The sequence below is a fragment of the Acidocella sp. MX-AZ03 genome (assembly GCF_027626035.1).
Taxonomy (GTDB): Bacteria; Pseudomonadota; Alphaproteobacteria; order Acetobacterales; family Acetobacteraceae; genus Acidocella; species Acidocella facilis.
In genome coordinates this window covers 1,925,331-1,947,197 of sequence record NZ_CP110774.1, presented here as the reverse complement: position 1 = coordinate 1,947,197, position 21,867 = coordinate 1,925,331, and the positions used below count along the sequence as shown (strand labels likewise).

The following is a 21,867-nucleotide window of genomic DNA, read 5'->3' as shown; positions in this document are numbered from 1 at the left end:
GTCATTATAAGGCAAATCGCCTTGGCTGCGAATGCTAAGCCGTGAAACATGATCCACGCCCCGCTTTTCGCCGCTTTCGCCCCGCCCATCGGCCCGCAAACCGCCTTGCGCCAGGCCATCACCGCCTTCTATCGCCGCGCCGAGCCGGACTGTATGGCGCCACTGCTCGCCGCCGCCACGCTGGCGCCGGAGGACCGCGCCGCCATCGCGCAAACCGCCAGCGCCCTGGTCACCCGCCTGCGGGCGCAAAAACCCGCCAGCCCGATGGCGGCCTTGATGCAGGATTACGCCCTCTCCAGCGAGGAAGGCATTGCGCTGATGTGCCTGGCCGAGGCGCTGCTGCGCATCCCCGACGCCCCCACCCGTGACGCGCTGATCCGCGACAAGCTCGCCGGCGGCGATTGGGGCGCGCATCTGGGGGCTGAGAAAAGCCTGTTCGTCAACGCGGCCTCCTGGGGGCTGGCGCTCACCGGCCGGCTGGTGGCGCCGCACCCCGAGGCCAGCCTGGGTGCAGCCCTCACCCGCCTGGTGGGGCGCGCCGGCGAACCGCTGATCCGCGCCGCGATGGACCGCGCCATGCGCCATCTGGGGGCCGCTTTCGTCAGCGGCCAGACCATCCAGGAGGCGCTCGCCCATGGCCGCCCGTTTGCGGCGAAGGGCTTTCGCTACAGCTATGACATGCTGGGCGAGGCGGCGCTGACAGCGCAGGACGCCACCCGCTATTTCGCCGATTATGAGGCCGCGATCCACGCCATCGGCCAGGCGGCTTCGGGCAAGGGCGTTATTGCCGGGCCGGGCATCTCGATCAAACTCTCGGCCCTGCATCCGCGCTATGGCCGCGCCCAGGCCGGGCGGGTGATGGCGGAGCTGCTGCCGCGCCTGCGCGCTCTGGCGCTGCTTTCGAAGCGCTACGATATCGGGCTGAACATCGATGCCGAGGAAGCCGACCGGCTGGAGCTTTCGCTCGACCTGCTGGAGGCGCTGGCGCTGGACCCGGCGCTGGCGGGCTGGCAGGGGCTGGGCTTCGTCATCCAGGCCTATGGCAAGCGCTGCCCCTCCGTGATCGCCTGGCTGGTCGATCTGGCACGCCGCGCCAGGCGCCGGCTGATGGTGCGGCTGGTCAAGGGCGCTTACTGGGATGCCGAGATCAAGCGTGCCCAGCAGGACGGTCTGGCGGATTTCCCGGTCTATACCCGCAAGCTGCATACCGATGTCGCCTATATCGCCTGCGCGCGCGCTTTGCTCGCCGCGCCGGATGCGATCTTCCCGCAATTCGCCACGCATAATGCGCAGACTCTGGCGACCATCCATCATCTCGCCGGGCCGGATTTTCATGAGGGGCAGTACGAGTTCCAGTGCCTGCACGGCATGGGCGAGCCGCTTTATGAGCAAATGGTGGGGAGCCGCCCGTGCCGGATCTATGCGCCTGTTGGCACCCATGAAACGCTGCTGGCCTATCTGGTGCGCCGGCTGCTGGAAAACGGCGCGAACTCCTCCTTCGTCAACCGCATCGCCGATCCGGCGGTGCCGGTTGCGGCCCTGGTGGCCGACCCGGCGGAGATTCTGGCCGCATCGCCCATTCCCGGTGCGCCGCACGAGAAAATCGCAGCCCCCGCCGCGCTCTATCCTGATCGTCGGAATTCCGCGGGGATCGATCTCAGCGACGAAACCACCCTCGCCAGCCTCTCCGCCGCTTTGCAGGCAAGTGTCGCCACGCGCTGGCAGGCCGCCCCGGCGCAAGGCGGCAGCGCGCCCCGCCTGGTGCTGAACCCGGCCGATCTCAACGACATCGTCGGTGAGGTCCGCGACGCCACGCCCGCGCAAATCCCCGACGCCATGCGCGTCGCCGCCGCCGCAAGCTGGCACGCTGAACCCGTCGCCACCCGCGCCGCCGCGCTGGAGCGTGCGGCTGATCTGCTGGAGGCGCGCTCCGCGCCGCTGCTTGGCCTGATCATCCGCGAGGCCGGCAAAACCATGCCCAACGCCATCGCCGAAATCCGCGAGGCGGTGGATTTTCTGCGCTATTACGCCGTGCGGGCCCGCGCCACGCTGCAGGACGGCCAGGCCCCGCTCGGCCCGGTGGTCTGCATCAGCCCGTGGAATTTCCCGCTGGCCATCTTTACCGGCCAGATCGCGGCAGCTTTGGCGGCAGGCAATGTTGTGCTGGCCAAGCCGGCCGAGGAAACCCCGTTGATCGCCGCCCAGGCGGTGGCGATTCTGCACGAGGCCGGCATTCCCCCGAGGCCTTGCAGCTCCTGCCCGGCGACGGCGCCATCGGGGCTGCCCTGGTCGCCGCCCCCGAAACGCAAGCGGTGATGTTCACCGGCTCCACCGAAGTGGCGCGGCTGATCCAGGCGCAGCTCGCCGGGCGCCTCACCGCAACCGGCCAGACCATCCCACTGATCGCCGAAACCGGTGGCCAGAACGCGATGATCGTCGATTCCACCGCTTTGCCCGAGCAGGTGGTGGCGGATGTGCTGCTCTCTGGCTTTGACAGCGCCGGCCAGCGCTGCTCGGCGCTGCGTGTGCTGTGCCTGCAAGAGGAAGCAGCGGATCGCATCCTCACCATGCTGAAAGGCGCGATGGCGGAGCTGCGCCTGGGCCGGCCGGACGCGCTGGCGGTGGATATCGGCCCGGTGATCTCGGCTGAGGCGAAGGCCGGTATCGAAGCCCATATCGCAGCGCTACGAAAATCCGGCGCGCCGGTCACCCGGCTTGCCGCACCGGCAGGGCAGGGGCATTTCGTCGCGCCTACTTTGATCGAGGTCGACCATATCGCCCAGCTTGAGCGCGAAGTGTTCGGCCCAGTGCTGCATGTGCTGCGCTATCGCCGTGCCGCGCTTCCGGACCTGATCAGCGCCATCAACGCCACCGGCTACGGCCTCACCTTCGGGCTGCATACCCGTCTCGCCGCGACCGAGGCGGCGGTGACGTCGCGGATCAAGGCCGGCAATCTCTACGTCAATCGCAACATGGTCGGCGCCGTGGTGGGCGTGCAGCCTTTCGGAGGGCGCGGGCTTTCGGGCACCGGGCCGAAAGCCGGCGGGCCGCTTTATCTCAGTCGCCTGGTGCGCGCGCCCGCTTTGCCGCCCTTCCACGCGCCTGCCCCCGCGCCGTTGCTGGACTTCATCGCCTGGGCGGATGCGGCGGGCGAGGATGAGGCCGCCGCCTTGGCCCGGCTCTACGCCGCATCCCCACTCCCCGGCGTAATGCTGGACCTGCCCGGCCCGGTGGGGGAGCGTAACCGCTACGCGCTGCATCCGCGCGGCGCGCTGCTGCTGCGGCCAGCCACGCTGAACGGGCTCTACGCGCAGATCATCGCCTGCCTCGCCACCGGCAATCGCGGCTGTGTGGAGGGCATGGCGCTGCCGGCTCTGCCGCCCGCGCTGGCGCAGCATTTCACCGCGCGCGCGGATGAGGTGGCTGCGGTGCTGGCCGAGGCGGGAAATGTGCAGGCTGTGGCAAAGGAGATCGCAAACCGGCCGGGGGCTGTGCTGCCGGTGCATGCGCTGCGCGGTGATCAGGCGTTGCCGTATCGGCCAGAGTTTCTGGTGGAGGAGGTTTCGCTGTCCATCAATCTGGCAGCGGCCGGGGGGAATGCGAGTTTGATGATGCTCTGACAAAAAACGGAGCGCTCCGATTGGGGCGCCCCGCTATTGCGAGGGGATTAACAACCCCCCCAGAACTTTTGCGACCTTATTTCGGCAAAGTGACTTCCGCGATCAGGCTCGCGAAGATGAAGGTGCCGGCATTGGCCACCAGCGAGACCAGCACGATCCGCCAGCCCAGCGCCTTGAACAGCTTGATATCCTTGGCCAGCGACATGCCGGCATAGGTCAGCACCACCGTCGCCAGCGCCAGGAAATGCATCTTCCCGGTCAGCAGCGTGATCGCATGCGCCCCCGGCCAGAACGGCGCGGTCAGCGCCATGCCGATCAAGGTGGCCCAGAACACCGCCGGGATCTTCACCGGCAGGAAGCGCGCCAGCGTCGCGCCCAAAGCCGCCACCGCGACGATGATGACCGTGCCGAGCAGCGCCGCCTGCGGCGCGGTCTTGTAGGTGATCCAGTTGCCGGCCACCAGCGCGATGAAGGCGACGATGGCCAGCAGCCCGACCATGGTGCCCCAGCCGAACGCGATCTCCTTGGCGTCATTCACCGAGAGGCTCGCATCCGGCTGGCCGACAGCCTTGCGGCCGATCATCGGCTCCAGCGTGCGATAGATGAAATTCGCCAAAGGCAGCGAGATGAACAATGTGAAATAGGTGCCAACCGTCGTGGTGATCAGGTTCGAGGCCGCGGCGAAGGCCGCGATGTCATGCGCCATGCCGGCCGGGGACTGCGCGACGATGCCGCCGGTCGCTGCCGCCATCATCGAGCCGGAGCCGACGCCAGCGCCCATTGCCAGCGCCAGCGGGTTGAACAGCCCGGTGCTGGCGATCAGGCTGGCGAGCACGGAGATGAACACCGCGCCGACCACCGTGCCGGTGACATATTCAGCCAGCACGCCGCGCCCTTCCGGCGAGCTCATGCCGTATTTTTCACCGATGATGGCGAGGTTCGGCTCACGCCCGACGGAGTAGGTGGCCCCCACCGCCTCGCGCTTGATGCCCAGCAGCAATGCCAGCGGCAGCGCGATGATGATGGTGCCGAGGAAATGGCCCAGCTCCTGGAACACCAGCGCCCAGCCGGACTGGATCAGCTTCGGCAGCGCCGCCCCCACCAGCAGCGCCAGATCGGCGACGAAGATCAGCACCGCAACCTGAATGATGGCGGAGGCCTTCTGCTGCTCGGCCCGGCGCACGCCCAGGCCCTGCGGCAGCTTGGTGGCGATGATGCCGGCGAAAATGCCGAGCAGCATGCCCCAGACCAGCGGCAGCAACGTGACTTTCATGCTGCCCAGCGGCACGTTGATCGGCCCGATCAGCTCGGCGATCACCGTCATCGCCAGCGCCCAGCCATGCACCGTCCAGCTGGTGAACAGATTGCCCTGCGCCGGCGGCGCTGTGCCCTCATAGATCGTGGTGTTTTCCATCTCTCACTCCTCGTGCCGCCTCGGCACCGCAAAAAACATGGGAACCGTGTGGTCCTGTTGATCGTCCTTGTTGCATCACCGCCCTCTTCGTGGCGGCGCACCCTCTGCGGTCTCGGGGTGCCGAGGTCCCACCACAACCCGGCGAAGGCGAGCACGGCCTCCCGCGCCGCCGCCACCAGCAGATGTTCGTCAGGCCCGTGTTGCTGGCAGCCATTATGGCCGTGGGGAATCCAGATCAGCGTCGTGTTCAGATGGTCCTGGAACACATTCCCCGGCATGCCGCCGGAGGTCGCTGGAATGTGCTGTATCTTGTGGCCGAGCGAACGCGCCATGCTGGCGACGGCCCAGCCCACCCAAGGGTCGTTCGCATCCGAGGCGCTGCCCGCCATGCCGATGCGCGGATTTTCGATCTTCACCTCGGCAAAGCCCGCCGCATCCAGATGCGCGCGCAAGGCCGGCATCAGCGTCTCAGGGTCGGTCTGCGGCACGTAGCGGATCTGGCAATGCGCATGGGCGCGCGGGGCGAGCGCATTGGCCGGGGCCTCCGGCGCGCCGCACAGCATCGCCAGCACGATGAAGCTGTTCCAGGCATAGAGTTTTTCGGCCGGAGAGAGACCCGGCTCGCCCCAGCCCGGCTCCAGCGTCGCCGCCGCGCCGCCCATATCCACCGGGCAGCCGGCGAGCATGGATTTGATCTCGGGAGAGAGCGGCGCCGGGCGCCAGCCTTCCACGAGTATGCGGCCATTGCGATCAGCGATGCAGGCCAGCGCATGTGAGAGCACGATCACCGGGTCCGTGGTCAGCCCGCCCCAATGGCCGGAATGCACGCCCCCTTGGCGCGGCGCCACCACCAGGTCGAAATGATAATTGCCGCGTGTGCCAGTGGCCAGGGTGGGCGTGGTCGGGGTCACGCGCGGGCCGTCGCTGGCGATGAAGACGTCGGCGGCCAAACGCGCAGCATGGGCGGCGACGAAGTCGCGCAGGCCCGGCGAGCCCACCTCCTCGCCGGTTTCCAGCACCAGCTTCACATTCGCCCCAAGCCTCCCGCCGCGCGCCTGCAGCACCTGTTCGAGCGCGAACAGATTAATGGCGTGCTGGCCCTTATTGTCGGCACTGCCGCGCCCATACCAGCGCGCGCCGTCTGGGTGCTGCTCGCGGCGCAATTCCCAGGGCGTGCGCCCGGCACTCCATTGCGCCTCCATGCCGCGCACCGTGTCGCCATGGCCGTAGGTGATCACGATGGGCAGATCCTCGCCCTCCAGCCGCTCGGCCAGCAGGATCGGCCCGACCCCCGGCTTCGGGTTCGGGTGGAGTTCCCAGTGAAAGCCCAGCGCATCCAGCCAGGGGCCGATGCCCTGCTGCAGATAGCGCCCCAGATCGGCCGCGCGCGCGGGGTCCTGCGAGGAGCTGGGGATGGCGACGAGCCCGGCCAGGTGGGTTTCGAAGTCCCCCGCATCGAAGGCGGCGGCAGCGTTTTCGAGCGCTTCGATGCGGGAGGTCATGGGCTCAGCCTTTCACGAAGCGGATGACGACATTGCCGCAAGCGGCGACATCGCGCACGGCGGGGCCGGAGGCGGTCTCGCAGACATCGTGCCCGGCCCGCGCCAGCAGCGCGCGCACCGCCGCCAGATCCTGCACCGCGATGTCGATCGCCGCCCCGCCGGGACGTTCGGCGCCAGCACCGGGCGCGGCGTGTCGCCATAGACCGAGGCCCAATCCGCCGGGTGCAGCACTCGGAACACGCCCTGGCCGGTCGGCACCTCCCAGCCGGCGGGGCCGGGATTTGCGGGGCCGAACATGGCGGTGAGGCGCGAGAGCGCTTTCTCCTGCGCCTGCGCCAGATAGGTGACGGCGGCGATGTGATGCGCGCCATTGGCGTGCTGCATCCATTCCGGGCGCCAGAGCAGATGCGGCTTATGTTGCTGCGCCAGGAAATGCGAGGCGCGCGGCAGAGCAGGATCGAGGAAGATATCCAGCGAGACCACAGCCTCGTCCCAGTCCATGCCCGGCGGGCGAACCTTGCGGCGGAAATCCACCGGGCCCTGGCTGATCAGCCCGCGCGCTTTCAGCGTCGCCGCGTCGGCGCGGCTATCCGTACTGTGCAGGGCCACCAGCGCCATGCCCTCGCGCTCGGCCAGCGCCTCTTGCATGTGCCGGCCAAAGGCGAAGCCGCCGATTTCGAGATTGTCGATCAAGGTTTCGTCATAGATGCCCATCAGCTCCAGCGCGCAGCGTTCCATCACCGCCAGGCTGGTGCTGGTGCCCCAGGGATGCTGGCCGACCGGGGTGAGGGTGAAGCCGAGCGAATTATAGAAGGCTCGGGCCGCCTCGATGTCGCGGACCAGGATGAGCGGATGGTCGATGCCGGGCAGCGTGGTCACAGCGTATGGTCCTGTTTCGTATAGCCGTAAGGGTGGGCGTAGGCGCTGCGGGGCCGGGCCGGATTGCCGGCGGCGGTGGTGAAGGGCGCGACCGAGGCCAGCACCATGCTGCCGGCGGCAACGACCGCGCCTTCGCCGATTTCGATATTGCCCAGGATGGTGGCGCCGGCGCCGAGAATGGCGCCACGGCGGATTTTCGGATGGCGGTCGCCCTCCTGCATCAGCGTGCTGCCGAGGGTGACACCATGCCAGAGGCAGACTTCAGGTTCGATCACCGCCGTCTCGCCGATCACCACGCCGATGCCGTGATCAAGAAAAATCCCGGGGCCGATCCGTGCTGAGGGGTGGATATCCGCGCCCAGCACGCCCGCCCCGGTCTTCCAGGCCAAAGCCAGAGCGCGCTGGCCGTTCATCCACAGCGCATGGGCAACACGCCAAGCGGCGAGGATGTGAAAGCCGCGCCCGCCGAGCCAGATGCCCAGCCGCCCGCCCGGCTCGAAATTCAGCCGGTGGATGGTCTCCAGATCGGCGAAGCTCGCCGCCACCGCGTCCGGATCGGCGGCATAGGCGGCCAGGGCGATGGCGCGCAGCCGCTCGGTGGGCAGCCAATTGGCCGGGGGAGCCGGCTGAGCATGCAGGCCAGCCCCTCAGCCGGGCTGCGCGCCGCCAGCAGTGGCGCCAGAATGGGGCCGAGATCCGGCGCGTCGCCAAGGCCGGCCTTGGCGTCCGCCCGCAACTCGGCCCAGCCGGGGAGCTCAGCCGACATAGCCGAAGGGCGCGGCGGGGTTGGCGGCGGTCTCGACCCAGACGCTCTTGATCTGGGTGTAGGCGCTCAGCGCCTCGCGCCCGGAGGAGCGGCCAAAGCCGGAGCGCCCGAACCCGCCGAAGGGCGAGGCGACATTGATGGTCTTGTAGCCATTGATCCAGAAGGTGCCGGCGCGCACCGCCCCGGCCACGCGATGGGCGCGGCCCGGATCCTGCGTCCACACCGCCCCGGCCAGGCCGTAAGGTGTGTCGTTGGCCAGCGCCACCGCATCTGCCTCGTCCTCGAAGGTCAGCACGGCGAGCACCGGGCCGAACACCTCCTCGCGGGCGATCAGCGCATCGCGCGCGACATCGGCCAGGATGGTGGGGGCATAGAAATAGCCGCCGCTATTTTGCAGCGCGGCCGGGCAGAAGCCGCCGGTGGCAAGCAAGGCGCCGCTCTGCGTGGCAGCCTCCACCATCGCGCCGATCTTTTCGAACTGGCGGCGATTATTGATCGGGCCGATCTGGGTGGCGGGATCGCTCGGCAGGCCGAACGGGATTTTCGCCGCTGCCGCGGCCAGACGCTCGACGAACTGGGCGTGGATGCGGCGATCCACCAGCAGGCGCGAGCCCGCCACGCAGCTCTGCCCGGCACCGCCGAAGATGGCGGCCTGGGCGCCGATCAAGGCGCGTTCAATGTCAGCATCCGCGAAGACAATATTGGCGGATTTGCCGCCCAGCTCCAGCACGCTCGGGACAATGTTACGCGCGGCGGCGGCGGCGATCTGCGCGCCCGCCTCGGCGGAGCCGACAAACACGACCAGCCGCGTATCAGCATGCGCCACGGCGGCGGCACCTGTGGTGGGGCCGGCACCGGCGAGGATGGAGACCAAGCCGTTCGGCACGCCCTCGGCCATCTCGCACAATTTGCCCAGCACCAGAGAGGTGAGCGGGGTGAGCTCGGAGGGTTTCAGCACCACGGCATTGCCCGCACAGATGGCCGGGGCGATCTGCCAGCCGGCGGTGAAGATCGGCGCGTTCCAGGGCGTGATCTGCACCACAATGCCCAGCGGCTCCGGGCGGGTATAGTTCAGATGCGAGCTGGGAACCGGGATGACCTCGCCATGCAGCTTATCGGCCCAGCCGGCATAATATTCGAACATCTCCGCTACCTTGGCGACCTCGCCGCTTGTATCGCGGATCGGCTTGCCGGCGGAGAGCATTTCCAGCTCGGCCAGCGCCTCGGCATGGGCACGGACCAGACGGGCGATCTCGTTCATCGCCCGGCCGCGCGCGGCGGCGGTCTGTGCCATCCAGGCGCGCTGGGCGCCACGGGCGGCCTGCATCGCCTGTTCCACCACGGAAGCCCCGGCATCGGCGAAGCTGAGCAGGGCCTTGCCGTCGGCCGGGTTGGTCAGGGTCAGGGCGGCGCCGGTGCCGGGGATGATCTCCCCTGCAATATAGCTGCCCATCTTGCCGCCCAGCAGCTGGCCGATCAGCGCCTCAACACGCGCGGCGGCGTGGCTCATGGTCATCGTATCGGGCATCACGCCATCTCCTTGCGGTCGCGGTAATCCGCCATGCGGGTGAAATCATCCTGGTCGGCGAGCCAGCCAGCCTCCTGCCAGAGCTGCTTCACATGCTGGCTGAGCGGCAGCGCCACGCCGCTTTCCTCGGCCAGCTCGATCGCCAGGCGTACATCCTTGCGCATCAGCCCGGCGGAGAAGCCGCTATCGAAGCTGGCGGGTAACACCCAGCGCGGCACCATCACCTCGCTGATGGCGGAGCGGCCGGTGGCGGCGTTCACCACTTTCAGCGCCGCTTCCGGGGCGAGCCCGGCGGCGGCGGAAAGGCGCAGCGCCTCGCCGGTGGTCACCAGATGCGCCGCCACCAGCAGATTATTCACCAGCTTGGCGATATTGCCCGCCCCGCTGGGGCCGACATGGGTGGCCTTGGCGGACATCGCGGCCAGCACCTTCTCGGCCCGGGCGACATCAGCCTCGGTGCCGCCGATCATCATTGTCAGGCTGCCGGAAGCCGCCCCGAGGGGCCGCCGCTGACCGGCGCATCCAGCAAGCCATGCCCGGCCGCGGCCAGCGCGGCGGCGAGGCGGCGGGTTGTGCCGGGGTCCGAGGTGGAGGTGTCGATCACCAGCACCGAGGCATCCTTGCGGCTCAGCAAGCCCCCTTCGGCGGTGACCACGGCTTCGACATCCTTGGCGTAGGGCAGGGAGAACACCGCCGCGTCCACCTGCCGCAGCAAAGCCAGCTGGTCCTCGATGAAGATGATGCCCTCGGCTTCGATCATCGCCCGGCGGGCCGGACTGATATCGAAGCCCAGCACCTCAAAGCCGGCGCGCTTGAGCGAGGCGGCCATGCCGAACCCCATATTGCCCAGCCCGATAACGCCGATCCTGCGTAGTTCCATATGCGATACACCCCTTGGTCTCGGCAGGAGCTTCGCGGCCAGGAGCGTTCAGGAAAAGAACTTAATTTCGAAGGATCTGTTGCTTTTACGGCAACGATGATGCCGGATGCAGCGCGAGCAGCCGCTCCCCTAGCCAATGCAGCAGCGTTTCCGTCGCCGCCGGCAGCCGCCGCGCGACGCGCACCTGCAAATGCGCCATGGCCTCGGCGAGCAGCGGATCGGAGAGCGGCAGCGCTGTCACCCTCTTGTCCCGCAACTCCGGAAACACCACGAATTCCGGCAGAAACGCCACCCCCATGCCGGCGGTCACGAATTGCCGGTGCGCTTCGAAGGAGGCGCTCTCCAGCCTGGCGATCAGGCGGAAGCCGCCATTCGCCTCGGCCCGGCCGATCAGCTGGCGGATGCCATGATCGGGCGGCAGCAGCGCCGTCGCCTCATAGGCGAAGCTGCGCAGACTGACGGGCTTGCGGTGCCCTGCCATCTCATGCCCCGGCGGCAGAATGGCGCGGATGGGCTGGTGCGCCTTCACCACCGTGCGCACATCCGCATGGGCGGTGGGGTTGTAGGCGAGGCCGATATCGGTCTCGCCAGCCGCGACGGCGGCGGTGATCGCATCCGTGGTGCCGAGCACGATGCGGTAGCTGATGCCGGGAAATTCGCGGGCGAACCCGGCCAGGGCGTTTTCCATCAGATCGGGCAGAAATCCGGCGCCGCAGCAAATCTGCACAATGCCTTGCTGCAGCCCGCGCAGCTGGCGCAGACGGTCGGTGAGGGCGGTGGCTTCATCCTGCTGGCGCTGGGCGTGTTCGGCGACCAGCCGCCCGGCCTCGGTCGCCACCACGCCGCGGGGCAGGCGCTCCAGCAGCAGCGCGCCGCAACTGGCCTCCAGCTCGGCGATCTGGCGGCTGATCGCCGAGGGCGCGACATGCAGCGCCTCGGCCGCCGCGCGGATCGAGCCCAGCCGCACCACCGCCAGAAAATAGCGCAAAGCGCGGTCATTCAGCGGGCGGGCGGCATCGGGCGCGGGCGGCATGGGGGCTCCCGGCTCAGCCCAAGGCGAACAGCTCGGGCCCGGCGACGCGAATCATCGGCCCATCCAGCAGATCGCGGGCGAAAAACAGGAAGCGGTTCATCGGGTCGGAATTATGATAGGCGGAGAGTGCGGCTTCGTCGCGGCAGCGGGCGGTGAGGGCGAACAGCCCGGCATCGTGCGGGTCCTGAACCAGGCTCAGCTGCAGCGTGCCCGGCTCCTGCAGCCCGGTCAGCTCCGCCAGATCCAGCAGCGCCTCGCGGATCGCATTCTCCCGCCCGGGCTTCGCCCGCAGGATGATCAAGGTGCTGAGCAAGGGGGGAGCGGAGGCTGCGGTCATGCGCAAGCCATAGGTGCATGGGCCGGTCCGCGCAAACAGAAAAACCCGGCCTGCGGCAGCGGCGCGGGCGCGCCGCTGCCAGGGGCGTGTTATTTCACGTAGCTGATGAATTGTTCCGCCGGACGACGGACTTTTTGCAAATTCACCAGCCAGTCGCGCTCAGCCGCGCGGTAGCCCAGCGGCAGCAGCAGCACGCTGCGCAGATGCCGCGCCTTCAGCCCGAGAATCTCATCCACCGCTTCGGGGTCGAAGCCTTCCATCGGGGTGGCGTCCACCCTCTCGAAGGCGGCGGCAATCAGCGCCGCGCCGAGCCCGATATAGGCCTGGCGCGCGGCGGCCTGGTAATTCGCCTCGGTGCCGCGTTCGGCGACGATGCCGAGCAGTTTCTGCCGGTAGGCTTCCCAGCCTTCGTTCTTGAAGCCGCGCACCTCGTTGGTGAGGTCAAACATCATGTTCACGCGCTCGGGGTGATATCGTCCCAGGCGGCGAAGACCAGCAGATGCGAGCAATCCGTCACCTGCGCCTGGTCCCAGGCGACGGCGCGGATTTTGGCGCGGATCTCGGGGTTGGTGACCACCAGCAGCTCGAAGGGCTGCAGCCCGCTGGAGGTCGGCGCCAGGCGCACCGCTTCCAGGATGGCGTTCAGTTTTTCCGCCGGCACCTGCCGGGACGGGTCAAAGGCCTTTGTCGCATAGCGCCAGGAAAGCCGTTCGTTCAAGCTCGTCATCGAATATCCTTCATCATGCAGGGCCGTTCTCTGGTCCCTGCGGCCGATGGTTCGGAGATTTGGAACGATCAAGGCCGGCCACAACCCCCTGCGCGGAATTTTGGCGAGGGTAGCGTTTCATCACCCATGGACGCAGTGCCGATGGACGCAGCGGCCAGGTCTATGCGGGGCAAGAGGTGGGCGGGGCCGAAGCGCTGTCGGGCAGGGGGGAATGTCCCGGCGGGATTCGAACCCACGGCCCCAGGATTAGGAATCCTGTGCTCTATCCTGCTGAGCTACGGAGACATAAGAAAAAACCGCCTCGGCTGGTTTCCGGCGCTGCCGGACCTGGCCAAGGCGGTTCTCTTTAGCCCGACTTCGACGGATTTCAAACCCGGCTTGCCGCCTGGGCGTTCACCCGCCGGCGGGCCGGGGTTGGCAGGCGGTTGAGGCTGGGCGGGGCGGAGGCGTTGCTGCCCAGGCGGAACGCCGCCAGCGACGCGTTCAGCCCGTCGATCTCCACCCGCAGCGAATGCACGGCGGCGGTGGTTTCCTCCACCATCGCGGTGCTTTGCTGCACGGCATTGCTCATCTGCCCCAGCGCTTCGTTCACCTCGCTCAGGCCACCGGACTGGTTGGCGGCGGTATTGGCGATGTCGGAGATCACCCCGTCGATCTGCCCGACCCCGCTCATGATGCCATCCAGCGTATCGCTGGTCTTGCGCACGAGATCGACACCTTGATTGACCTGCGAGGAGCTGGTGGAGATCAGCTCCTTGATCGCTTTCGCGGCTTCGGCCGAGCGCTGCGCCAGGGCGCGGACCTCGGAGGCGACGACGGCGAAACCCCGCCCGGCATCGCCGGCGCGCGCCGCCTCCACCCCGGCATTCAGCGCCAGCAAATTTGTCTGGAAGGCGATATCGTCGATCAGCCCGATGATCTGGCCGATCTCGCGCGAGGAGTTTTCGATCTGCCCCATCGCCTTGGCCGCCTCGGCGACGACATTGCGCGAATTCGCCGCCCCGGCATTCACGTGGCTGACCATCTTGTTGGCTTCCGCGGCGCCGCCGGCCATCTTGCGCAGGCCTTCGGTCAGCACGTTCAGCGCGGTGGTGGATTCCAGCAGGCTGGCGGATTGCTGCTCGGTGCGCTGGGCCATGTTGTCCGCCGCCTGGGACAGTTCCTCGATATTGCCGTTGATGGTGCGCGAGGAGTTCGGGATGCTGGAGAGGGTGGAGGCGAGCTTGTCCAGCGCGGCGTTGAAATCATCGCGTAGCCGGTCATACTCCCCTGGCATGGTGTTGCCGATGCGGTGGGTGAGATCGCCCGCCGCCATCGCCTCCATCGCCTGGCTCATCGTCCGCACCACCGCGGCGGCATTTTCCCGCGCCTTGGTTTCGGCGGCCAGGCGGGCGCGGTCGGAAACCTCCAGATACACGGTGATCGCCATTTCCATATCGAGCAGCGTCGTCTTGGTGACGGCGACGGCTTCCTCGATCGCCTGCTGGCGCATCTGGTTTTGCGCCGCGCCGAAGCGCGCCTTGGGCCAGCGCGCTTCCAGCAGCGCGGTGAGCAGATGCTCCAGCACGATGTTATAGCCGCCGATATACCAGCGCGGCTCCAGCCCGATCCTGGCATGCACCTCGCCGATGAAGGTGACGGCGCGGCCATAGGCTTCGTCCAGCCGGCCATCGGTAATGCCGTCCCAATGGGCGCGCTGCTTCTCCTTGGCGTGGCGCATCATCTCCTCGGAGGCGAAGAATTTCGCGGCCTCGGGGTTTTGCGGATTTGCGTGTAGGAGGCGTCCAGCGCCTCCGGCAGGGCGGCCATGACGATGGGTTTCGCGCCGCGCAGCCGGGCGCGCAGAGGCTCGGATAGTTTGATGAAACTCAGCCGGTCGTTCAACGCCTTGATCATGGACATGCGGCTTGCTCGTGCTTGTGGAAGGTACGGGCAATACAGCAGGCCGCTTTTAAGATTGGATTAAAGCCGAACGGCCTCGATCGAAACGAGATGATTGACCGGCCCATGCCCGGCCCCCAGCCCCGGCGCGGTGGCGATGGCCGCCTGCAGATAGTCCCGCGCCCGCCGTACGGACGCCTCCAGCGCCAGCCCTTGCGCCAGAGAGGTGGCGATGGCCGAGGACATGGTGCAGCCGGTGCCGTGGGTGCTGCGGCTCTCGATGCGTGGCAGGGTGATCTCGACGACGCTGTCCCTGGTCACCAGCAGATCGGTCAGCGCCGCCCCGTGCCATGCCCGCCTTTGATCAGCGCTGCCTTTGCCCCCATCTCCAGCAAACGCTGCCCGGCGGCCAGGCGCTCGGCTTGCGTGCCCACCGGCAGCCCGGTGATCTTCGCCGCTTCCGGCAGATTCGGGGTGATCAGCGCCGCACGTGGGATCAGCGTTTCGATCAGCGCCGCAATCGCCTCATCGGGTAACAGCACGGCGCCTGAGGTGGCGACCATCACCGGGTCCAGCACCATCGGTACGCTGTCGGGCAGCGTCGCGGCGACGGCGCGGATGATGGCCGCATTGGTCAGCATGCCGAGCTTGATCGCATCGACGCCGATATCCTCGATCACGCAGCGCATCGCCAGCGCCACGAAGTCCGGCGGCACCGGATGCACATCCTTCACCCCCAGCGTGTTCTGCGCGGTGAGGCCGGTGATGGCGGTGCAGCCATAGCCGCCGAGCGCGGTGATGGTTTTCAGATCCGCCTCGATCCCGGCGCCGCCGCCGGAATCCGAGCCGGCAACTGTAAGGACACGCGCGATCATTCCGCCGCCTGCGCGGTGGCGGCGGCGATCTCGCCGCACAGCCCTCGACGATCTCCTCGATCAGCCCCTGGTCTTCGCCTTCCGCCATCACCCGGATCAAGGGCTCGGTGCCCGACGGGCGGATCAGCACCCGGCCGGTGCCCTGCAGGCGCTTCGCCGCAGCCTCGATGGCGGCCTTGATGTGCGGCAAGGCCAGCGGCGAGGCGCCGCGATAGCGGACATTGCGCAGAAGCTGCGGCAGCGGCGCGAACACCCGGCAGGCCTCGGAGGCGCGCTGGCCCGAGCGCACCAGCACCGAGAGCACCTGCAAGGCCGCCACCAGCCCATCGCCGGTGGTGGCGAAATCCGAGAGGATGACATGGCCGGATTGCTCGCCGCCCAGATTTTTCTGCTCCGTGCGCATCGCTTCGGCCACATACCGGTCGCCGACCTTGGTGCGGGTGAGGCTGACGCCCAGATCCGCCAGAAACCGCTCCAGCCCGAGATTGGACATCACAGTGGCGACGATGCCGCCGCCGCGCAGATTGCCCGCCTGCGCCATGTCGCGCGCGATGAGGCCCAGGATCTGGTCGCCATCGATGATCTCGCCCCGCTCATCGGCCAGGATGACGCGGTCCGCATCGCCATCCAGCGCGATGCCGATATCGGCATGATGTTCCAGCACCGCCTCGCACAGCGCCCTCGGCGCGGTGCTGCCAGCCTCGCGGTTGATGTTGAAGCCGTCGGGCGAGACGCCGAGCGGGATCACCTCGGCACCGAGTTCAAACAACGCCGCCGGCGCGACCTTGTAGGCGGCGCCATGCGCGCAATCGAGCACGATGCGCAGGCCGTCCAGCCGCAGGCCGCGCGGGAGCGAGAATTTCGCCGCCTCGATATAGCGCCCGGCCGCATCCACCAGCCGCGCCGCGCGGCCCAGCTTCTCGGGCGGCGCCATGCGCTCCGAAAGGTCTTCGGCCATCAGCGCCTCGATCTCGGCTTCCGTCTCGTCCGAGAGCTTGGCCCCGTCCGGGCCGAAGAGCTTGATGCCGTTATCCTCGAACGGGTTATGCGAGGCGGAGATGACCACGCCGAGATCCAGCCGCAGCGAGCGGGTGAGCATGGCGATCGCAGGTGTCGGCAGCGGCCCGGCCAGGGTCACGTTCATGCCCGCCGAGATGAAGCCGGCGGTCAGCGCCGGCTCCAGCATATAGCCGGAGAGGCGGGTATCCTTGCCGATGATGACACGGTGCCGGTGATTGCCCCTGGTGAAGAGCAGCCCGGCCGCCTGGCCGAGCCGGAGCGCCATTTCCGCCGTCATTGGCGCTTTATTGGCGGTGCCGCGAATCCCGTCGGTTCCGAACAGGCGGCGTTGGGGCTGTTTATCCATCGTCTCTCTCTAAACTCCGCCAGACCCGTAAGGCTTTCACGGTCCCGGCCACGTCATGCACGCGCAATATATGCGCCCCTTGGCTCACGGCATAGGCCGCGGCGGCGAGGCTCTCCGGGTCGCGCAACCCGGCCTCGGTTTCCCCTGAGATTTCCCCAGAAACCGCTTGCGCGAGAGGGCGATGAGCAGTGGGTGGCCAAGGGCGGCCAGCCGCGCGGTGGCCTTCAGCACCACGATGTTCTGCGCCCCGATCTTGGCGAAGCCCAAACCAGGGTCCAGGCAGATCGCCTCCAGCTTGATCCCCGCCGTCAGAGCGGCGTCGCGCGCCGCCAGCAGCTCGGCTTCCACCGCGCCCACCACATCGTCATAGACCGCCAGGCTGTTCATCGTCGCCGGGGTGCCGCGCATATGCATCAGCACCACCGGGCAGCCGGTTTGCGCCACCAGCCTTGCCGCATCGGGATCGTGGCGCAGGGCGGAGACGTCATTGACGATCCGCGCCCCGGCCTCCAGCCCGGCCGCCATGGTCGCGGCGTTGCGTGTATCCAGCGAAATCACCGCGCCTTGCGCCGCCAGCGCCCGCACCACCGGCAGGATTCGGCTGATTTCCTCCTCCGGCGTCACCAAGGCCGCGCCGGGCCGGGTGCTCTCGCCGCCAATATCGAGAATATCAGCCCCCTGCGCCAGCATCCTTGCCCCGGCGGCGATGGCGGCATCGAGGCTGGCATGGGCGCCGCCATCGGAGAAGGAATCCGGTGTGACATTGAGGATTCCCATCACCAGCGGCCGCGTCAGCGCCAGCCCGGCCCAGATTTTCGGTGCGTCTGCCATGCCGGCCCGTATCATGCCGGGCCGCGCCGGGGCCAGCCTTGCCACGCGCCGGGGGATATGGCCTTTGCTGGGAGCAAGTTCAAAGGAGGTGCTGAATGACGGCGAAGCTTTATCTGGGCACGGCGCGCTATTCCTCCTGGTCGTTGCGCGGCTTTCTGCTGGTGCGGCTGGCCGGGCTGCGGGCGCAGGAGATTTTCGTGCCGCTGGCCGGCGGCAACTCCCCGGAGGTGAAGAAAATCTCGCCCAGCGGCATGGTGCCCTGCCTGGAGCATGAGGGCGCCACGGTGTGGGAGAGCCTCGCCATCGCCGAATATTGCGCCGAGATCACCCCCAGCCTGTGGCCGGCGGAGCGCCTGGCCAGGGCGCAGGCCCGCGCCATCGCCGCTGAGATGCATGCGGGCTTCCGCGCCTTGCGCATTGCCATGCCGATGGTGCTGGGCCGCCCGGATTATGCCGGGCTCGGCCGAAATGAAGAGAGCCTGGCCGATATCGCCCGCATCGAGGCGATTTGGGCTGAAACCCGGGCGAAATTCGGCGCCGGCGGGCCGTTCCTGTTCGGGGCGGACTTCACCGCCGCCGACGCGATGTACGCCCCGGTGGTGGCGCGCTTCCTCACCTTCCAGCCGACGCTCTCGCACACTTCCAAGGCCTATTGCGTCGCGGTGCGCGCACATCCTTTGGTTGCGGAATGGTATGAGATCGCGGCAAAAGAACCGGACTCCTGGAAACTCGAGAAATATGAGAGCCTCGCATGATGCTGCGTAAAACTCTGCTGGCCTTGCCGGTTCTGGCCGTTCCCTTGCTCGCTGCCCCCCTGCTTGCGGGGCAGGGCGCCCTGGCCGCCACCACCACCCGGCGATCAATATCCGGGTGGATCACGGCTCGGTCTATATGACCAAGGATAAGCAGACCAGCACGCAAGGCTTTCTGCAGATCCATAATGACGGCTCGACCGACGATGTGCTGACCGGCTGGGATTGCAGCAATGCCGACAAGACCGCGCTGCTGGACAAGGACGGCAAGCCTCTGACTGAGCTGCGCATCCCCGCCCGGCAGAGCGTCACGCTGGCGCCGGGCAGGGATTATTTCGCCCTCAGCGGGCTGCGCTATCCGGTGCAGCGCGGGAGCATCATGCCCTGCGCGCTGACCTTTCAGCAGGCGGGGCAGGTGGGGGCGTTCCTCAACGAGGTGAAGCCGCCGAAGCAAAAATGAGGCTGTGATGCGTCTGGGCGGAGAGTGGCATGAGTGAGGGGGGCAAAAAGCCGGCGAAGGGCCAGGCCTTGGCGCCGGTGCCGCCGGATTTCGATGAGCAGACCTATCTGCGCCTGAACCCGGACGTGCTGGTGGCGGTGGCGGAAGGCAAGTTCCGCTCCGGGCGCGAGCATTATGAGCATTATGGCCGCGCCGAGGGCCGGCTTGCCTTCACCCCTGGCGGGCTGCCGCGGGACCGCGTCATCATCACCGCCCGTCCCGGCCAGGCGGATGCCGCGCCGCGCGTGCCCGCCGGGGCGATCGACGCGGTGCAGCTCTCTGCCTCCGGCGGGCTCTATGTCATTGGCTGGGTCAATGACGCGCTGGACCGGCTGGATGCGATCGAGCTTTACGTCGCCGGCTGGTCGATGGCGTTTTCCGCCGCCGGGCTGGCCCGCACCCGCCGGCCGGATGCGGAAAAGGCGTTGGGGCTGCAGCAGCCGCACGCCATCGGCTTCTGGGGCTTTCTCTATGCCGGGCAGCGGCTGATGCCGGGCAAATGCAATCTGGTGATGCGGCTGAAATCCGGCGCCGAGCTGGCGGTGATCGTCAGCATCGAGCCGATGGAGGATCTGGCGCTGCGCGGCATCGTGCTGCAGCAATTGGCCAGCGGGCATTATCCGGGGCCGAGCTATTTCAACGCCGTCGCCGCGATCGAGGCGGGGATCGGCGAGCAGCTGGTGGATTTCAGCCGGATGCTGACCCGCCGCGCGGTGAGCGCGCCTTATATCGAGCGGTTTCACCAGCCCGGACGGGCGCTTTCCGGCTCCGTCATCGTCTGCCTGTTCGGCAAGCCGGATTATCTGATCCTGCAGCAGGCGCTGCTGGCCCGGCAGGCGGGGGCCGGGGATTATGAATATATCTATGTCTGCAACAGTCCGGAGCTGGCGGAGCGGCTGCAGAAGGATGCGCGCATCGCCCATCTCACCCATGGGCTGGATATCACGCTGATTCTGCTGCCGGAGAATGCCGGCTTCGCCGCCGCCAACAACCTCGCCGCCAGCCATGCCCGCACCGACCGGCTGCTGCTGCTGCTGAACCCGGACGTGTTCCCGAAAGCCGCTGGCGAGATGGCGCGGCATCTTGAACTCGTCGCTAGCGCGCCGCCGGCGCAGACCCGGCTGCTTGGCGCGGCACTTTATTACGATGACGGCGCGCTGATGCATGCCGGCATGTATTTCGAGGCGGATCGCTGCCCCGGCTTTGCCATGGCGCGGCGGGAGGATCTGACCCTGTTGCGGGTGGAGCATTACGGCAAGGGCGCGCCGGCCGAGGATGCGGCGCTGCTGCGCCCGCGCTTCGTGCCGGCGATCACCGGGGCCTTCATGTCGATCGCGCGGGACTGGTTCGAGACGCTGGACGGCTTCTCCGAGGATTACATCTTCGGCCATTACGAGGATGCGGATTTGTGCCTGCGCAGCCTGGAAGCCGGGCAGCCGGCCTTCCAGAGCGATCTGCGGTTCTATCATCTGGAAGGCAAAGGCGGGGCGCGGCAGAGCCAGCATGAGGGCGGGGCGGCGGTGAATCGCTGGCTGTTCAATCTTCGCTGGGGGGCGCTGGCGGCGCGCGCGCTGATGGGGCCAAGCCCTTCGCATGAGGCTTTGCAGGGAGATCCGGCATGAAGGTGCTGATCATCGCCATGTATCATCCTGAGCTGGTGCGCGGCGGCTCCCAGCAGGTGGCCCATGAGCTGTTCCAGGCGCTGCGGGATACACCCGGCGTCGCGCCGACGCTGCTCTGCTCGGCCGACCATAACAGCCCGGCGATGTTCAAGAGCGGGGCGCGGATCACCGGCTTTGACGGACGGCCGGATGAGTTCCTGTTTCTCAGCCATGATTATGACTATGTCTGGCAGAAATTGCCGCTGCCGCTGCAGGCTGAAGCCTTTTTCGACTTCCTGCGGCGCCTCCAGCCGGATGTGGTGCATTTCCACCATTTCATGACCTACGGCATCGATTATCTCTCGCTGGCGCGCAGCGCGCTGCCGGCGGCGAAAATCGTGTTTACCGCGCATGAGTTCCTCACCATCTGCGCGCTGGATGGCCATATGGTGCGCAAGACCGATGGCGCGCTCTGCGACAAAGCCAGCCAGGTGCGCTGCCATCAATGCCTGCCCCAGCGCAGCCCGGAAGAGTTTTTTCTGCGCGAGCACTGGATGAAGGCCCATTTGGCGGTGGTCGACCTGTTCACCGTACCCAGCCGCTTCATGATCCAAAAATTCGCCGATTGGGGGCTGCAGGCAGCGAAATTCCGGCATGTGCCGAACGGGCTGGAGCTGCCGGCCCCGGTGCGCGAAACCGCCCCCGCCCGGCGCAACCGGTTCGGGTTTTTCGGCCAGCTGATCGATGTCAAGGGCATCCATGTGCTGCTGGAGGCGGTGACCATTCTGCGCGCCGAGGGGTTCAGTGATTTTTCCCTGGAAATCAACGGCGAGAACATGCATTTCGCCAGCCCGCAGCGCCGCCAGGAGATGGAGGCGTTCTTCGCCAAGGAGGCCGCCAAGCCCCTGGAGGCGCAGCACGTGCGTTTCAATGGAGGCTATCATCACAGCCAGCTTGCCGCGCGCATGGCGCGGGTGGATTGGGTGGTGGTGCCCTCGACCTGGTGGGAGATTTTCTGCCTGGTGATCTCGGAGGCCTGGGCCTGTGGCCGGCCGGTGATCGCCTCCAACAAAGGCGGCCCGGCGGAGCGCATCGCCGATGGCGAGACCGGGCTGCTGTTTGAGCTGGGCGACGCCCGCGCCCTGGCCGAGACCATGCGCAGGGCGGCGACCGAGCCGAAATTATGGGACAAGATGCACCGCGCCATCACCCCGCCGCCGGGCCGGGCGGAGATGGCGGCGCAGTATCTGGACATCTATAAGGATCTGCTTGGCGCGCCTTCGTTGGCGGCGCGGTGATCTAGAGCAATATGTGTTTAGGTTGACGCGACAGCGTCCACCTAAACACATGAAATTGCTCGCCGAAACAAAACTTAG

Annotated in this window: 17 protein-coding genes, 1 tRNA gene and 4 pseudogenes; 5 read left to right on the top strand and 17 right to left on the bottom strand. The window is 67.6% G+C overall.

Annotation, left to right across the window (positions count from 1 at the left end; translation table 11 throughout):
- Window positions 1-48: 48 nt before the first annotated feature.
- Window positions 49-3,620, top strand: a pseudogene (putA, locus tag GT370_RS10825) (bifunctional proline dehydrogenase/L-glutamate gamma-semialdehyde dehydrogenase PutA).
- 76 nt (window positions 3,621-3,696) lie between these two features.
- Here putA and GT370_RS10820 read toward each other — a convergent pair.
- The 17 genes and pseudogenes from GT370_RS10820 to folP form a co-directional block, all read right to left on the bottom strand.
- Window positions 3,697-5,034: a DUF3100 domain-containing protein gene (locus tag GT370_RS10820; RefSeq protein WP_008494626.1), complete on the bottom strand. Its 1,338-nt coding sequence runs from the start codon at window positions 5,032-5,034 to the stop codon at window positions 3,697-3,699.
- On the bottom strand, window positions 4,941-6,536 hold the full coding sequence (locus GT370_RS10815) for a M20/M25/M40 family metallo-hydrolase (RefSeq protein ID WP_270183065.1): 1,596 nt from the start codon (window positions 6,534-6,536) through the stop codon (window positions 4,941-4,943). Before GT370_RS10815 ends, GT370_RS10820 begins: the two co-directional genes overlap by 94 nt.
- Before the next feature lie 12 nt (window positions 6,537-6,548).
- Window positions 6,549-7,415 carry a VOC family protein gene (locus GT370_RS10810; RefSeq protein ID WP_270183064.1) on the bottom strand — a complete coding sequence of 289 codons (867 nt, stop codon included), beginning with the start codon at window positions 7,413-7,415 and terminating at the stop codon, window positions 6,549-6,551.
- Entirely contained in the window at window positions 7,412-7,960 is a 549-nt protein-coding gene (locus GT370_RS10805; RefSeq protein WP_270183063.1) for a serine O-acetyltransferase, read from the bottom strand. The genes GT370_RS10810 and GT370_RS10805 overlap by 4 nt, the downstream gene beginning before the upstream one ends.
- Window positions 7,918-8,181 carry a hypothetical protein gene (locus GT370_RS10800; RefSeq protein WP_270183062.1) on the bottom strand — a complete coding sequence of 88 codons (264 nt, stop codon included), beginning with the start codon at window positions 8,179-8,181 and terminating at the stop codon, window positions 7,918-7,920. The genes GT370_RS10805 and GT370_RS10800 overlap by 43 nt, the downstream gene beginning before the upstream one ends.
- Complete coding sequence (locus tag GT370_RS10795; RefSeq protein ID WP_008494630.1) at window positions 8,171-9,709, bottom strand: aldehyde dehydrogenase family protein; 1,539 nt, start codon at window positions 9,707-9,709, stop codon at window positions 8,171-8,173. The genes GT370_RS10800 and GT370_RS10795 overlap by 11 nt, the downstream gene beginning before the upstream one ends.
- A pseudogene (locus tag GT370_RS21455) lies at window positions 9,709-10,596 on the bottom strand (NAD(P)-dependent oxidoreductase); the annotation flags it as partial. The pseudogene GT370_RS21455 and the gene GT370_RS10795, both read right to left, overlap by 1 nt.
- A 78-nt stretch (window positions 10,597-10,674) precedes the next feature.
- Entirely contained in the window at window positions 10,675-11,622 is a 948-nt protein-coding gene (locus tag GT370_RS10780) for a LysR family transcriptional regulator (RefSeq protein ID WP_008494633.1), read from the bottom strand.
- A gap of 13 nt (window positions 11,623-11,635) precedes the next feature.
- Window positions 11,636-11,959: a putative quinol monooxygenase gene (locus tag GT370_RS10775; RefSeq protein ID WP_035180396.1), complete on the bottom strand. Its 324-nt coding sequence runs from the start codon at window positions 11,957-11,959 to the stop codon at window positions 11,636-11,638.
- Between the two features lie 89 nt (window positions 11,960-12,048).
- Window positions 12,049-12,411: a nitroreductase family protein gene (locus tag GT370_RS10770; RefSeq protein ID WP_270183061.1), complete on the bottom strand. Its 363-nt coding sequence runs from the start codon at window positions 12,409-12,411 to the stop codon at window positions 12,049-12,051.
- Window positions 12,412-12,413: 2 nt separating this feature from the next.
- A complete protein-coding gene (locus tag GT370_RS10765) occupies window positions 12,414-12,686 on the bottom strand; it encodes a nitroreductase family protein (RefSeq protein WP_270183060.1) in 273 nt (90 codons plus the stop codon).
- 211 nt (window positions 12,687-12,897) lie between these two features.
- Window positions 12,898-12,972, bottom strand: a tRNA-Arg gene (locus GT370_RS10760).
- A gap of 81 nt (window positions 12,973-13,053) precedes the next feature.
- On the bottom strand, window positions 13,054-14,409 hold the full coding sequence (locus tag GT370_RS10755) for a methyl-accepting chemotaxis protein (protein ID WP_270183059.1): 1,356 nt from the start codon (window positions 14,407-14,409) through the stop codon (window positions 13,054-13,056).
- Complete coding sequence (locus GT370_RS10750; protein WP_270183058.1) at window positions 14,406-14,588, bottom strand: hypothetical protein; 183 nt, start codon at window positions 14,586-14,588, stop codon at window positions 14,406-14,408. Before GT370_RS10750 ends, GT370_RS10755 begins: the two co-directional genes overlap by 4 nt.
- Window positions 14,589-14,648: 60 nt before the next feature.
- Window positions 14,649-15,442 (bottom strand): annotated as a pseudogene (thiD, locus tag GT370_RS10745) (bifunctional hydroxymethylpyrimidine kinase/phosphomethylpyrimidine kinase).
- A pseudogene (glmM, locus tag GT370_RS10740) lies at window positions 15,439-16,808 on the bottom strand (phosphoglucosamine mutase). The pseudogenes thiD and glmM overlap by 4 nt, the downstream one beginning before the upstream one ends.
- An 84-nt stretch (window positions 16,809-16,892) precedes the next feature.
- A complete protein-coding gene (gene folP, locus GT370_RS10735) occupies window positions 16,893-17,639 on the bottom strand; it encodes a dihydropteroate synthase (RefSeq protein ID WP_270183057.1) in 747 nt (248 codons plus the stop codon).
- A 95-nt stretch (window positions 17,640-17,734) separates the two neighbouring features.
- On the opposite strand from folP, the gene GT370_RS10730 reads away from it, so the two are divergent.
- The 4 genes from GT370_RS10730 (at window position 17,735) to GT370_RS10715 (ending at window position 21,789) form a co-directional block, all read left to right on the top strand.
- Window positions 17,735-18,394, top strand: coding sequence for a glutathione S-transferase (locus GT370_RS10730; RefSeq protein WP_008494640.1), 660 nt, complete (start codon window positions 17,735-17,737; stop codon window positions 18,392-18,394).
- Window positions 18,395-18,509: 115 nt separating this feature from the next.
- The gene (locus tag GT370_RS10725; protein ID WP_270183056.1) at window positions 18,510-18,851 is read left to right on the top strand and encodes a copper chaperone PCu(A)C; all 342 of its coding nucleotides are present in this window, start codon (window positions 18,510-18,512) and stop codon (window positions 18,849-18,851) included.
- A 29-nt stretch (window positions 18,852-18,880) separates the two neighbouring features.
- Window positions 18,881-20,512 carry a glycosyltransferase gene (locus tag GT370_RS10720; protein ID WP_270183055.1) on the top strand — a complete coding sequence of 544 codons (1,632 nt, stop codon included), beginning with the start codon at window positions 18,881-18,883 and terminating at the stop codon, window positions 20,510-20,512.
- Window positions 20,509-21,789, top strand: coding sequence for a glycosyltransferase family 4 protein (locus GT370_RS10715; protein WP_008494643.1), 1,281 nt, complete (start codon window positions 20,509-20,511; stop codon window positions 21,787-21,789). The genes GT370_RS10720 and GT370_RS10715 overlap by 4 nt, the downstream gene beginning before the upstream one ends.
- Window positions 21,790-21,867 lie beyond the last annotated feature (78 nt).